Raw genomic sequence first — 12,246 nt, forward strand, 5'->3', positions numbered from 1 at the left:
TTCAGCGGGACAGCAGGCGCATGGCCGCTTCGGGGTAGCGCTCCCCCGCGACCGCGTCGGCCGGAACCGCCTCTTCGATCGCGGCGATGTCCTCGGCGGTCAGCTCCAGACCGACGGACGCGACGTTCTCTTCGAGGTATTTGCGGCGCTTGGTGCCAGGGATCGGCACGACGTCGTCGCCCTGGGCCTGCACCCAGGCGAGTGCCAGCTGACCGGCGGTGACGCCCTTCCGCTCGGCCAGCGCGCGCAGCGCCTCGACGATCGCCAGGTTCCGCTCCAGGTTGCCTTCGGCGAACCGCGGCTGGGTCGTCTGACGGAAGTCACCGTCCGCGAAGTCCTCTTTGGACTTGAAGCGACCGGTGAGGAAACCGCGGCCCAGCGGGGAATACGGCACCAGCCCGATGCCGAGCTCCCGGCACACCGGGACGACCTCGTTCTCGATGTCGCGCGACCACAGCGACCACTCCGTCTGCACGGCCGTCACCGGATGCACGGCGTGCGCCCGGCGGATCGTCTCCGGGCCGGCCTCGGACAGCCCGATATGCCGGACCTTCCCCTGCTCGACCAGCGAGGACAGTGCACCCGCGGTCTCCTCGATCGGCACCTCCGGGTCGACACGGTGCTGGTAGTAGAGGTCGATGTGGTCGACGTTCAACCGGCGCAGCGACGCCTCGACCTGTTGCCGCACATAGAATTCGTCGCCACGGATACCGCGCTTCGCGGGGTCCGCCTCGTCGCGGACGATGCCGAACTTGGTCGCCAGGACGACCTGGTCCCGCTTGCCGGCCAGCGCCCGGCCGACCAGTTCCTCGTTGCGGCCGAAGCCGTACATGTCGGCGGTGTCGATCAGGGTCACGCCCAGTTCGATCGCGCGGTGGATCGTCGCGATCGATTCGGTGTCGTCACCTTGGCCGTAGAACTCGCTCATGCCCATGCAGCCGAGCCCTTGCGCGCCGACTTCCAGCGTGCCGAGCCTGCGGGTGGGCAGGGTGGAACCCGTCATGATTTCTCCGCGATTCTCTGGGATTTACTTACCGGCGGCGCGGGCGAGCCGCTCCGGGTAACGCTCACCGGCGATCGCCTCGGCGGGCGCGGCCTTTTCGATGGCTTCGATGTCCACTTCGGACAGTTCCAGCTCCGCGGCGGCGGCGTTCTCTTCGAGGTACTTGCGGCGCTTCGTACCCGGGATCGGCACGACGTCGTCGCCCTGCGCCTGCACCCAAGCCAGCGCCAGCTGCCCCGCGGTGACACCCTTCTGTCCGGCCAGCGCGCGCAATGCCTCGACGATGGCCATGTTGCGCTCGAAGTTGCCCTCGGCGAACCGGGGCAGGCCGCGGCGCAGGTCGTCCGCCGGGAGGTCCTTCACCGACGTCACACTGCCGGTGAGGAAACCGCGGCCGAGCGGCGAGAACGGCACGATGCCGACGCCGAGCTCGCGGGCGGTCGAGAGGATCTCGCCCTCGATGCCGCGCGTCCACAGCGACCACTCGCTCTGCAGCGCGGTCACCGGGTGGACTGCGTGCGCGCGGCGAATCGTCTCGGCACTGGCCTCGGAGATCCCGGCGAAACGGATCTTGCCTTCCTGGACCAGCTCCGCGAGCGCGCCCCAGGTCTCCTCGACCGGAGTGTCCGGGTCGACGCGGTGCTGGTAGTAGAGGTCGATGTGGTCGACGTTCAGCCGGCGAAGGGACTCTTCGCAGCTCTGCTTGACGTACGCCGCGTCCCCGCGGGCGGACATCCCGCCGTCCTCGTCCCAGACGATGCCGAACTTGGTGGCCAGCACGACCTGGTCCCGTTTGCCCGCGATCGCGCGGCCGACCAGCTCCTCGTTCGCCCCCGCACCGTAGACGTTCGCGGTGTCGAGCATGGTCACGCCCAGTTCGAGGGCGCGGTGGACGGTGGCGATCGACTCCGTGTCGTCGTCGCGGACACCGTAGGCCTGGCTCATCCCCATGCAGCCGAGTCCCTGCGCCCCGACTTCCAGACCGCCGAGCCTCCTGGTGCTGATCACGCTGAAATTCCCTCCACGGTGGCTCCGGTGCCGAGCACCTTGCGCTCCACCTGGTCGTAGTGGTCGATCTTGTAGTCGAGGATGTCGAGGCAGGTCTGCAGCTCGGCGATCCGATCGGCGACCGATTTACGCTGGTCGACGAGGATCGCCTTGCGCCGCCCCGCGCTCGACGCCCCGTGGTGACGCAGGGAGGCGTACTCCCGCATCCGCTTGATGGGCATGCCGGTCAAGCGCAGCTTGGTCAGGAACCCCAGCCAGCCGAGATCGTCGTCGGTGTAGGCGCGCCTGCCCGCGGCGTCCCGCGCCGGGGGCTCGACGAGTTTGATGCGCTCGTAGTACCGGAGAGTGTCGATGGACAGTCCGCTACGTCGCGCGGCTTCCGCTATCGAGTAGCTCATGTGAACGACAGTACGACCTGGAGTGCGCTCCAGGTCAACTCCGAATCCGAGCGATTGATAACAGCGTTGCGTTACGCTGGGATCATGCCCCGCCCCAGGACGCACGACGAGAACCTCCGGCTGAAACTGCTGGACCGTGCCGGTGAGCTCATCTCGGCCGACGGCCCGAAGGCGCTCAGTCTCCGCAAACTGGCCGCCGACGTCGGCACGTCCACCACCGCGGTCTACTCGCTCTTCGGTGGGAAAACGGATCTCGTCAGCGCCCTCTTCGCCGAGGGTTTCCGCCGCTTCGGCCGCCGGATGTCGGGGGTCACGCTGAGCGGCGACCCGGTCGAGGACCTCGTGCGGCTGGGCGTCGCGTACCGGGAAAGCGCACTGGCCGATCCGCACCTCTACGCGATCATGTTCACGAAGTCGGTGCCGGGTTTCGAGCCGGCGGACGAAACGGCGGGCCAGGCGCGCGCCACGATGGCGCCGCTCGAGGAGACGATCCGCAAGGCCGTCGCCGACGGCGCCTTCCTCGACGTGCCGCCCGAGGTCATCGCCGTCAGCTGCTGGGGCATCGTGCACGGCCTCGTGTCGCTGGAGCTGAACGGGAACCTGCCCGACGACTTCACCGTGAGCGCGGCTTACGAGGCGGCGCTGCGGGCGAACGCCTCGGGCTGGCTGCGTCGCGTTTAGCCCGCTAAACGCGATCCGCCGGTTTGGGCTTTGCCGGGGCCGGTCCGTGAAGGCCTCCTTGAGGGACTCTGGGTCTCTCAAGGAGGCCTTCACGGACTCTGCCGCCCCTGGTGATCGGTACCGGATCGCGTTTAGCCCGCTAAACGCGATCCGAGGTCAGACGGCCCCGTACTGCCGGTCCCCCGCGTCCCCGAGCCCCGGCACGATGAACCCGGAATCGTTCAGCCGCTCGTCGATGCTCGCGGTCACCACTCGCAGCGGCAGCCCGGTCTTCTTCAGATGCTCGATGCCCTCGGGCGCCGCCAGCGCGCAGATCGCCGTGACGTCGGTGGCGCCCCGGTCGGTGAGCAGCCGGATGGTGTACTCCATCGACCCGCCGGTCGCCAGCATCGGGTCGAGCACCATCACCGGCCGGTCGGCGAGCGATTCGGGCAGCGATTCGAGGTACGGCGTCGGCTTGAGGGTCTCCTCGTCGCGGGCGAGGCCGACAAAACCCATCTGGGCGTCGGGGATCAGCTTGTGCGCCTGATCCGCCATCCCGAGCCCGGCCCGCAGCACCGGCACGAGCAGCGGCGGGCTCGCCAGCGCGTAGCCGTCGGTGCGCGCCACCGGCGTGTGGATCCGCTCGATCCGCACCGGGATGTCGCGCGTGGCTTCGTAGACCAGCATGACGGTCAGTTCGTGCAGCGCCGCGCGGAAGGCGGCGCTGTCGGTGCGCGCGTCGCGCATGGTGGAGAGCCTGGCCTTGGCCAGCGGGTGATCAACGACGTGCACATCCATGCCGGTCAATTTAGCCGTTCACGCCTGCCGCGCGAACCAGCCGACCCAGCGGCGCTGCCACGGCGTCTCCACCGAGCGCTTGTCGTGGTTGGCCCGCGCCCAGGCCACGGCCTCGTCCGCGCTCAGCCCGGAAAGGGTGGCGAGACAAGACAGCACCGTGCCGGTCCGCCCGACTCCGCCGTAACAGGCGACTTCGACGGCTTCCCCCGCCGCCGCCCGGGCGTGCAGGTCGACGATCCGCCGCCGCGCGTCCGCCCAGTCCGTCGGGAGCAGGAAGTCGGGCCAGCGGATCCACGCCCGCTCCCAATCCATTTTGTGATCGTGTTTCCGGCGCAGTTTCGCGCCGCCCAAATACAGCCCGAAATCCGGCGAGGGCCCTTCCGGCCAAGGGCGCCCCAGGCCCCGTCCCCGCACTTCGATCCCGTCCGGCAGCTCGACGGCGCCGGGTAGTGAGTTCCCCATCACCGGAGGATGCCACTGTCGACCATAAGATGGACGCTTGGCCCTCTCGTCGGCGCTAGGCTCCTCCAGGTGAGTGAAGAGCCGGCCCTGCCGGGCCCCGAACAGATGCGCATCTCCGACGCCGATCGCGAGCAGGTCGCGCAGGTGCTGCACGCGGCGATGTCCGAAGGGCGCATCACCATCAACGAGCTGGAAGAGCGGCTCACCACCGTCTACGCGGCCAAGACCGTCGGAGACCTGAAGCCGGTCACCGCTGATCTGCCCCAGCAGTCACGGTCCGCGATCGAGCCGTCGACGTCGCGCGCGCTGGGCCTGCCCGACGACCGCATCGGCGGGCATCCGGGCTCGGGCGCCTCGATCGCCGTCATGTCCGGCGCGTCGCGCAAGGGCAGCTGGGTCGTCCCGCCGCAGCACAACAGTTTCGCGTTCTGGGGCGGCGCGGAACTCGATCTGCGGCACGCGCGATTCGCCGAGAAGCATTCGACGATCACCGCGGTCGCGATCATGGGCGGGATCGACATCATCGTGCCCGACGACATCAACGTGGACGTCACCGGAATCGGCTTCATGGGGGCCTTCGAGCTGGAGGACCGCGCCGGCACGCCCCCGGCGCCCCCGACGGCGCCCACCGTGAAGGTCACCGGCCTGGCATTCTGGGGTGGGGTCGTCGTGAAGCGGAAGCCACGCAAGAAGGACGTGCCCGGAATCGAAGGCTGACACATCCGCTGGGGGGATTTTCCGATGCGCCGAAGTTTCGTCGCGATCGTTTGTACCGCAATGCTTTCCGTTACCGCGCTGCCGGCGGTGGCTGCCGAGAAGACCGATCCGCGCCAGGCCGCGATGGACGCGGCGGTCGCCGCGGGCATTCCCGGCATGGTCGCCGTCTCCGACGAGTTCCGCGGCGTCAGCGGCGTCGCGGACATCGACCGGCCCGGTAAACCCGACGCGTCGGGCCGCTGGCGGATCGCGAGTGTGTCCAAGGTGTTCGTCGCGACGCTGGTCCTTCAGCTCGTGGCCGAAAAACGCGTCGGGCTGGACGAGCCCGTCCGGCGTTATCTGCCCGGATTGCTGCCGTATCCGGAGCCGATCACCGTCCGCCAGCTGCTTCAGCACACCAGCGGGCTCCCGCGTGACCTGCTCCCCGAGGACACTTGGTCGTCGCCCGCGGAGGTCGACACCGAACGCTTCGAGCATTTCGACAGCGACGACATGGTCCGCCTGAGCGTCACGAAGCAGCCGCTGCTGTTCAAGCCGGGGACGGGCTGGGCCTACTCGAACACCGGCTACAACGTCCTCGGCCTGCTGGTCGAGAAGACCACCCGGAAGCCGCTGGAACGCGCGCTCGCCGAGCGGATCACCGGCCCGCTGCACCTGCGCGACACCTCGCTCCCCCGCGACTTCCCGTTCCTGCTCCGCCCGGCCGCCCGCGGCTACGAGCAGCTGTACGACGCTCCGCGCGGCCTCACCGACCTCACGACCTACAACTACACGCGCTACTTCGGCGCGGGCGGCATGGTGTCGTCGGGCAAGGACCTCAACCGTTTCTTCGAGGCGCTGCTCGGGGGTCGCCTGCTGCCCGCGGACCTGCTGAAGCAGATGAAGACCACGGTCCCGATGGGCGGCGGCTCGGAGTACGGCCTCGGCCTGATGAAGCTGAACCTCAAGACGGCCGGCGCCTGCGCGGAGGACCTCGTCGTCTGGGGCCACGGCGGCGACCTGCCGGGGTTCGCCACCCTCAGCTTCCACGACGACTCGGGCAAGGACATCTCCACGCTGGCCACCGTCGACCTCACCGCGTCGCCGGACGCCGAGCTCAAACGCCAGCTGCCCATGGTCAGCGAGTTCTGCACCCCGGTGGTGCCCTCGACCAGGGCGGTCGCCCAGGCCCCGGTGCCCAGCCTGTAGGCCGCTTACACTCACCCGTATGACAGCTACGACCAGCTCGTCAGCGGCGACGGCCACCCCGTCGCCGCTGGCGGACGCGACTCGCGACGAGGCGAGCCTGCGCCGGTTCCTGCACGGGCTGCCTGGTGTCGACCAGGTCGGCGTCGAGCAGCGGGCGGCGGGACTCGGCACGCGCAGTATCAAGAAGGCCGCCAAGCTCTGGGCGATCGACACCGCCATTTCGATGGTCGACCTGACGACCCTCGAAGGCGCCGACACCCAGGGCAAGGTCCGCGCGCTCGCGGCCAAGGCCAAGCGGCCGGACCCGGAACGCCCGGACACCCCGCAGGTCGCGGCCGTCTGCGTGTACCCGGACATGGTCGAAACGGCTGTCGAGGCGCTTCGCGGCACCGGCATCCACGTCGCGAGTGTGGCCACCGGCTTCCCCGCCGGCCGCACGAGCCGCGAGATCAAACTGGCCGACACCAAGATCGCCGTCGACGCGGGCGCCGCCGAGATCGACATGGTGATCGATCGCGGCGCCTTCCTGGAAGGCCGTTACCTGGAGGTCTTCGAGGAGATCCAGGCCATCAAGGCCGCCTGCGGCAGCGCGCACCTCAAGGTCATCCTCGAAACCGGTGAGCTGGCCACCTACGACAACGTCCGCCGCGCCTCCTGGCTCGCGCTGCTGGCGGGCGGCGACTTCATCAAGACCTCCACCGGCAAGGTCTCGCCCGCCGCGACCCTGCCGGTCACCCACGTGATGTTGCAGGCCGTCCGCGACTGGTTCGTCCAGACCGGCGAACTGCGCGGCGTCAAACCGGCCGGTGGCATCCGGACGACCAAGGACGCGATCAAGTACCTGGTCGCGGTGCACGAGGTCGCCGGCGAGCAGTGGCTGAACCCGGATCTCTTCCGGTTCGGGGCGTCCAGCCTGCTCAACGACCTCCTGCTGCAGCGCCGCACCCAGGCCGACGGCCACTACAGCGGTCCCGACTACGTGACGGTGGACTGATCCATGGGCATCTTCGAGTACGCGCCCGCGCCCGAATCGCGCGACCTCGCGAACCTCAAAGCGCATTACCGGCCGTTCGTGAACGGCGAATTCGTCGACGGCTCCGGTGAGCCGCTCAAGACGATCAACCCGGCCACCGAAGAGGTGCTCGCCGAGGTCGGCACCGCGTCGGTGTCCGATGTGGACACCGCGGTGAAGGCCGCGCGCAAGGCGTACAACAATGTCTGGTCCAAGATGCCGGGCAGCGAACGCGCCAAGTACCTGTTCCGCATCGCGCGCCTGATCCAGGAGCGGTCGCGGGAACTGGCCGTGCTGGAAAGCCTCGACAACGGCAAGCCGATCAAGGAATCGCGCGATTCCGACGTGCCGACGGCCGCCGCGCATTTCTTCTACCACGCCGGTTGGGCCGACAAGCTCGATTACGCGGGCTACGGCCCGAATCCGAAGCCGCTCGGCGTCGCGGGGCAGGTCATCCCGTGGAACTTCCCGCTGCTGATGCTGGCGTGGAAGATCGCGCCCGCGCTGGCCACCGGCAACACCGTGGTGCTCAAACCCGCGGAGACCACGCCGCTGACCGCGCTCGTGTTCGCGGAGATCTGCCAGCAGGCCGAACTCCCGCCCGGCGTGGTCAACATCCTGCCCGGCGCCGGGGACATCGGCGCCGCGCTGGTCGGCCACGGCGACGTCAACAAGGTCGCCTTCACCGGATCGACCGAGGTCGGCAAGGCCATCCAGCGCCAGATCGCGGGCACCTCGAAGAAGCTGACGCTGGAGCTGGGCGGCAAGGCGGCGAACGTCGTCTTCGACGACGCTCCGCTGGACCAGGCCGTCGAGGGGATCGTCAACGGGATCTTCTTCAACCAGGGCCACGTCTGCTGCGCGGGCTCGCGGTTGCTGGTGCAGGAGTCCATCGCCGGCGAGCTGCTCGAAAAGCTGCGCTACCGCGTCTCGACGCTCCGGCTGGGCGACCCGCTGGACAAGAACACCGACATCGGCGCGATCAACTCCGCCGAGCAGCTCGCGAAGATCAAGGGCCTGGCGGAGTCCGGCGACGCCGAGGGCGCGCAGCGCTGGACCAGCCCGTGCCCGGTGCCGGAACGCGGTTTCTTCTTCGCTCCCACCGTGTTCTCCGATGTCCAGCAGTCGATGCGCATCGCCCGCGAGGAGATCTTCGGCCCGGTGCTCTCGGTGCTGACCTTCCGCACGCCGGACGAGGCCGTCACCAAGGCGAACAACACGCCGTACGGGCTCTCCGCCGGGATCTGGACCGAAAAGGGCTCGCGCATCCTCTGGATGGCGAACCAGCTCCGCGCCGGCGTCGTCTGGGCCAACACGTTCAACCGCTTCGATCCCGCCGCGCCGTTCGGCGGCTACCAGGAGTCGGGTTTCGGCCGCGAAGGCGGGCGCACCGGACTGGAGGCCTACCTCGATGTCTGACCGTATTTCGGTGGCGAAGACCTACAAGCTCTACATCGGCGGCAAGTTCCCGCGTTCGGAGTCGGGCCGGGTGTACCCGGTCACCGACACCAAGGGCAAATTCCTGGCGAACGCCTCACACGCGTCGCGCAAGGACGTCCGTGACGCGGTTTCCGCCGCACGCAAGGCTTTCGGCGGCTGGTCGGCGGCGACCGCGTACAACCGCGGCCAGGTGCTGTACCGGGTGGCGGAGATGCTGGAAGGCCGCCGCGAACAGTTCGTCGCGGAGGTCTCCGCGTCCGAAGGCGTCGCGGCGAAGAAGGCTCATTCCATTGTGGACGCTTCGATCGACCGCTGGGTCTGGTACGCGGGCTGGACGGACAAGATCGCGACCGTACTCGGCGCGGCCAACCCGGTCGCGGGCCCGTACTTCTCGTTCACCGTGCCGGAGCCGACCGGTGTCGTGGGCGTGCTGGCGCCGCAGCAGTCGTCACTGCTGGGCCTGGTGAGCGTGCTGGCCCCGGTGCTGGCGACCGGCTCGACCGCGGTGGTCGTCTCCAGCGCGGACCGGCCGCTGCCCGCGATCACGCTTTCGGAGGTCCTGGCGACGTCCGACCTGCCCGGCGGGGTCGCGAACATCCTGACCGGCCGCGCGTCGGAGCTGGGTCCGTGGCTCGCCTCGCACGGCGACGTCAACGCCCTCGACCCGACAGGTGCCGAGCCGTCCGCGCGGGCTGAACTGGCGCGCGAGGCCGCGGGGACCGTGAAGCGGGTCCTGACCGTCCCGGACACCGAGCCGGACTGGACCGCCGACGCCGACATCTCGCGGCTGCGGCGGTACCTGGAGGCGAAGACGGTCTGGCACCCGCTGGGTGTCTAAGTCTCGCCGCTTTGCGCAGTTGGACACCTGAAGTCCGTGAGGGCCCGGCGAGTCGCATGATCGCTGGTCGTGTCGCTGTTCGCGGTGTCCCCAATGTCGCATCTGTGACGCTGAGCGTCTCTGATGCGACATTGGGGGCCACATCCAGTGGCGCTCGCCGCTCTTGGTCCAGCTGACCGGCGGCCATCCGACTTCGCCGGAGCCCTTTGAGGCACGCAGCCGTTCGATCGCCGGCGTTGCGAAAGCCACTTTCGCAACGTTGAAGGTTGCGAAAGTGGCTTTCGCAACCACCTTCGCCGCACCACCGGCCGGCCGAGACCTCACGGGTCCAGATCGGCCCCGGTCAGCGCCCGTCCCGGCAGCGACTCGTTCGAGGCCACGGCGCGCAAGCCGTCGATCATGATCCCGATACAGCGCCTCGTCGCCATCCGCGCGACCTCCTCGCCCTTGCCGGGCATCTGCCGCAGCAGCGTCGCGAACAGGATCGCGACGTCACCGGTGGCGACGTCCGTCCGGAGCCTGCCCTCCGCCTGCGCGCCCTTGACGAAAGAGTCCATCACCAGCAGCAACTCGTCACGCAGGGTCTTGATCGCGGGGTCACTCTTCAGGATCGCCAGCGCCCGCGGCGACACCATCGCGAGCTGAATGCTCAGCTGCAGTTCCATCGACTGGTGCAGGAGCCGGATCAGGGCGTCCCAGTCCGAAGACTCCTGGTCCTTCGCTGCTTTCGCGTCCCTGAGGACCCGGTCGAAGTTGTCGACGGCGACCGCCCGGATCAACGCGTCACGATCGGGGAAGCGACGGTACAGGGTGCCGACTCCGACGCCCGCCGAGCGCGCGATCTCCTCCATCGGGACCTCGGCGCCCTGGGCGGCGAAGATGACTCTCGCGGCGGCCAGGATCTGATCCCGGTTCCGGCGCGCGTCGGCGCGCAAGCGGGTCTCGGGGTCGGCTGTCATGGTCCTCGCCTCTCGAAGGGTCCTTCAGGGCCGTGATTCTCGCACGTAAGGGCCTGCCCTTCACGCTTCCCGGGAAACCACCCCTTCGCGAGTGGACGACCTGCCTCCACTTGAGTACCTTGGTTTGCATAAGCGGAATGAAACCATCCACATCTGCTTTGGGCCCCCTGTCCGATTCCGCCCGAACCCACCCGACATCTGGGGAAGGACAACCCGATGACTGACGTCGAGGAAACCACCGCGACCTTGCCACTGGCCCGGAAATGCCCGTTTTCGCCGCCGCCCGAATACGAGCGGCTTCGCGAGGAAAGTCCGATTTCCCGGGTCGGTCTTCCATCCGGTCAAACGGCTTGGGCGCTCACCCGGCTCGAAGACATCCGCGAAATGCTGAGCAGCCCGCATTTCAGCTCCGACCGGCAGAATCCGTCGTTCCCGCTGATGGTGGCACGGCAGATCCGCCGCGAGGACAAGCCGTTCCGCCCGTCCCTCATCGCGATGGACCCGCCGGAACACAGCAAGGCCAGGCGGGACGTCGTCGGGGAATTCACCGTCAAACGGATGAAAGCGCTCCAGCCGCGAATTCAGCAGATCGTCGACGAACACATCGACGCCCTGCTCGCGGGCCCCAAACCGGCCGATCTCGTCCAGGCGCTTTCCCTGCCGGTTCCGTCCTTGGTGATCTGCGAACTGCTCGGCGTCCCCTATTCGGACCACGAGTTCTTCCAAGCCTGCAGTTCCCGGATGCTCAGCCGGGAGGTCAGCGCCGAAGAGCGGATGACCGCGTTCGAGTCGCTCGAGAACTATCTCGACGATCTCGTCACCAAGAAGGAAGCGAACGCCACCGAGGACGACCTCCTCGGCCGTCAGATCCTGAAGCAGCGGGAAACGGGCGAGGCTGACCACGGCGAACTCGTCGGGCTGGCGTTCCTGCTGCTCATCGCCGGGCACGAGACGACGGCGAACATGATCTCGCTCGGCACGGTGACCCTGCTGGAGAACCCTGATCAGCTGGCGAAGATCAAGGCGGACCCGGGCAAGACCCTCGCCGCGATCGAGGAACTCCTGCGGGTCTTCACCATCGCGGAGACGGCGACGTCACGCTTCGCCACGGCGGACGTCGAGATCGGCGGCACGCTCATCCGCGCGGGTGACGGCGTCGTCGGCCTGAGCAACGCGGGCAACCACGATCCGGCAGGCTTCGAGAATCCGGACACCTTCGACATCGAACGCGGCGCGCGGCATCACGTCGCCTTCGGATTCGGTGTGCACCAATGCCTCGGCCAGAACTTGGCGAGGTTGGAACTCCAGATCGTGTTCGATACGTTGTTCCGGCGAGTACCGGGCCTCCGGGTCGCCGTTCCGGTCGACGAACTGCCGTTCAAGCACGATTCGACGATCTACGGCCTCCACGCCCTCCCGGTCACCTGGTAGGAGGAGCCATGAAGATCATCGCGGACACCGGGAAATGCGTGGGTGCGGGCCAGTGCGTGCTCACCGACCCCGACCTGTTCGACCAGAGCGAGGACGACGGGACGGTCCTCCTGCTGAACGCCGAGCCCGAAGGCGAAGAGGCGGAAGAGAACGCCCGCACCGCCGTGCACATTTGCCCGGGCCAGGCCTTGTCGCTCGCGTAGGGAGTGGGGCGCGTGGGTCGTGGGGGGGTTGTGTTGGTTTTACAAAACAAAACACACAACAACCCCCCGAACCACACCCAAAGATAGAGAGCCCCCACCCACGACGGGAAAAAAAAAAAGAAAAAG

At 68.3% G+C, this 12,246-nt stretch carries 14 protein-coding genes; 8 read left to right on the plus strand and 6 right to left on the minus strand.

Going from position 1 to position 12,246, the window contains the following annotated elements:
* Nucleotide 1: 1 nt before the first annotated feature.
* From ACFWIW_RS37465 to ACFWIW_RS37475, 3 genes are read right to left on the minus strand one after another with little or no spacing between them, the layout of a single operon-like run.
* On the minus strand, nt 2–1,003 hold the full coding sequence (locus ACFWIW_RS37465; RefSeq protein ID WP_378372819.1) for an aldo/keto reductase: 1,002 nt from the start codon (nt 1,001–1,003) through the stop codon (nt 2–4).
* Nucleotides 1,004–1,027: 24 nt separating this feature from the next.
* The gene (locus ACFWIW_RS37470) at nt 1,028–2,011 is read right to left on the minus strand and encodes an aldo/keto reductase (protein ID WP_378372820.1); all 984 of its coding nucleotides are present in this window, start codon (nt 2,009–2,011) and stop codon (nt 1,028–1,030) included.
* Nucleotides 2,008–2,409, minus strand: a complete 402-nt coding sequence (locus ACFWIW_RS37475; protein WP_016331293.1) for a MerR family transcriptional regulator — start codon at nt 2,407–2,409, stop codon at nt 2,008–2,010. Before ACFWIW_RS37475 ends, ACFWIW_RS37470 begins: the two co-directional genes overlap by 4 nt.
* Nucleotides 2,410–2,493: 84 nt before the next feature.
* Here ACFWIW_RS37475 and ACFWIW_RS37480 point away from each other — a divergent pair, with 84 nt between their 5' ends.
* Nucleotides 2,494–3,090 carry a TetR/AcrR family transcriptional regulator gene (locus tag ACFWIW_RS37480; RefSeq protein ID WP_240595671.1) on the plus strand — a complete coding sequence of 199 codons (597 nt, stop codon included), beginning with the start codon at nt 2,494–2,496 and terminating at the stop codon, nt 3,088–3,090.
* A gap of 156 nt (nt 3,091–3,246) precedes the next feature.
* Here the strand turns inward: ACFWIW_RS37480 and upp are convergent, their stop codons facing one another.
* Nucleotides 3,247–3,870: a uracil phosphoribosyltransferase gene (upp, locus tag ACFWIW_RS37485; protein ID WP_240595673.1), complete on the minus strand. Its 624-nt coding sequence runs from the start codon at nt 3,868–3,870 to the stop codon at nt 3,247–3,249.
* 18 nt (nt 3,871–3,888) lie between these two features.
* On the minus strand, nt 3,889–4,332 hold the full coding sequence (locus ACFWIW_RS37490) for a protein-tyrosine phosphatase family protein (RefSeq protein ID WP_378372821.1): 444 nt from the start codon (nt 4,330–4,332) through the stop codon (nt 3,889–3,891).
* A gap of 105 nt (nt 4,333–4,437) precedes the next feature.
* Between ACFWIW_RS37490 and ACFWIW_RS37495 the strand changes: the two genes are divergently transcribed.
* The 5 genes from ACFWIW_RS37495 to ACFWIW_RS37515 are packed head-to-tail and all read left to right on the plus strand — an operon-like array spanning nt 4,438 to nt 9,527.
* Entirely contained in the window at nt 4,438–5,049 is a 612-nt protein-coding gene (locus ACFWIW_RS37495) for a DUF1707 domain-containing protein (protein WP_378372834.1), read from the plus strand.
* 24 nt (nt 5,050–5,073) lie between these two features.
* The gene (locus ACFWIW_RS37500) at nt 5,074–6,237 is read left to right on the plus strand and encodes a serine hydrolase domain-containing protein (RefSeq protein WP_378372822.1); all 1,164 of its coding nucleotides are present in this window, start codon (nt 5,074–5,076) and stop codon (nt 6,235–6,237) included.
* Between the two features lie 19 nt (nt 6,238–6,256).
* Nucleotides 6,257–7,231 (plus strand): deoxyribose-phosphate aldolase, encoded by a 975-nt coding sequence (gene deoC, locus ACFWIW_RS37505; RefSeq protein WP_016331285.1) that lies wholly within the window; start codon nt 6,257–6,259, stop codon nt 7,229–7,231.
* Nucleotides 7,232–7,234: 3 nt separating this feature from the next.
* Nucleotides 7,235–8,668, plus strand: a complete 1,434-nt coding sequence (locus tag ACFWIW_RS37510) for an aldehyde dehydrogenase family protein (protein ID WP_378372823.1) — start codon at nt 7,235–7,237, stop codon at nt 8,666–8,668.
* On the plus strand, nt 8,661–9,527 hold the full coding sequence (locus tag ACFWIW_RS37515; protein WP_378372824.1) for an aldehyde dehydrogenase family protein: 867 nt from the start codon (nt 8,661–8,663) through the stop codon (nt 9,525–9,527). Before ACFWIW_RS37510 ends, ACFWIW_RS37515 begins: the two co-directional genes overlap by 8 nt.
* A gap of 320 nt (nt 9,528–9,847) precedes the next feature.
* Here ACFWIW_RS37515 and ACFWIW_RS37520 read toward each other — a convergent pair whose 3' ends face one another.
* On the minus strand, nt 9,848–10,486 hold the full coding sequence (locus ACFWIW_RS37520) for a TetR/AcrR family transcriptional regulator (RefSeq protein ID WP_378372825.1): 639 nt from the start codon (nt 10,484–10,486) through the stop codon (nt 9,848–9,850).
* Nucleotides 10,487–10,702: 216 nt separating this feature from the next.
* Here ACFWIW_RS37520 and ACFWIW_RS37525 point away from each other — a divergent pair, with 216 nt between their 5' ends.
* Nucleotides 10,703–11,917 (plus strand): cytochrome P450, encoded by a 1,215-nt coding sequence (locus ACFWIW_RS37525; RefSeq protein ID WP_378372826.1) that lies wholly within the window; start codon nt 10,703–10,705, stop codon nt 11,915–11,917.
* Nucleotides 11,918–11,925: 8 nt separating this feature from the next.
* Entirely contained in the window at nt 11,926–12,120 is a 195-nt protein-coding gene (locus tag ACFWIW_RS37530; RefSeq protein ID WP_063271889.1) for a ferredoxin, read from the plus strand.
* Nucleotides 12,121–12,246: the final 126 nt, after the last annotated feature.

The sequence above is a fragment of the Amycolatopsis sp. NPDC058340 genome (genome assembly GCF_042723975.1).
GTDB lineage: Bacteria > Actinomycetota > Actinomycetes > Mycobacteriales > Pseudonocardiaceae > Amycolatopsis.

What these genes read in the sequence shown, in the direction of transcription:
- ACFWIW_RS37465 (WP_378372819.1), bottom strand. Translation starts at nt 1,003, where the DNA reads ATGACGGGTTCCACCCTGCCCACCCGCAGGCTCGGCACGCTGGAAGTC.
- ACFWIW_RS37475 (WP_016331293.1), bottom strand. Translation starts at nt 2,409, where the DNA reads ATGAGCTACTCGATAGCGGAAGCCGCGCGACGTAGCGGACTGTCCATC.
- ACFWIW_RS37480 (WP_240595671.1), top strand. Translation starts at nt 2,494, where the DNA reads ATGCCCCGCCCCAGGACGCACGACGAGAACCTCCGGCTGAAACTGCTG.
- upp (WP_240595673.1), bottom strand. Translation starts at nt 3,870, where the DNA reads ATGGATGTGCACGTCGTTGATCACCCGCTGGCCAAGGCCAGGCTCTCC.
- ACFWIW_RS37490 (WP_378372821.1), bottom strand. Translation starts at nt 4,332, where the DNA reads ATGGGGAACTCACTACCCGGCGCCGTCGAGCTGCCGGACGGGATCGAA.
- ACFWIW_RS37495 (WP_378372834.1), top strand. Translation starts at nt 4,438, where the DNA reads ATGCGCATCTCCGACGCCGATCGCGAGCAGGTCGCGCAGGTGCTGCAC.
- ACFWIW_RS37500 (WP_378372822.1), top strand. Translation starts at nt 5,074, where the DNA reads ATGCGCCGAAGTTTCGTCGCGATCGTTTGTACCGCAATGCTTTCCGTT.
- deoC (WP_016331285.1), top strand. Translation starts at nt 6,257, where the DNA reads ATGACAGCTACGACCAGCTCGTCAGCGGCGACGGCCACCCCGTCGCCG.
- ACFWIW_RS37510 (WP_378372823.1), top strand. Translation starts at nt 7,235, where the DNA reads ATGGGCATCTTCGAGTACGCGCCCGCGCCCGAATCGCGCGACCTCGCG.
- ACFWIW_RS37515 (WP_378372824.1), top strand. Translation starts at nt 8,661, where the DNA reads ATGTCTGACCGTATTTCGGTGGCGAAGACCTACAAGCTCTACATCGGC.
- ACFWIW_RS37520 (WP_378372825.1), bottom strand. Translation starts at nt 10,486, where the DNA reads ATGACAGCCGACCCCGAGACCCGCTTGCGCGCCGACGCGCGCCGGAAC.
- ACFWIW_RS37525 (WP_378372826.1), top strand. Translation starts at nt 10,703, where the DNA reads ATGACTGACGTCGAGGAAACCACCGCGACCTTGCCACTGGCCCGGAAA.
- ACFWIW_RS37530 (WP_063271889.1), top strand. Translation starts at nt 11,926, where the DNA reads ATGAAGATCATCGCGGACACCGGGAAATGCGTGGGTGCGGGCCAGTGC.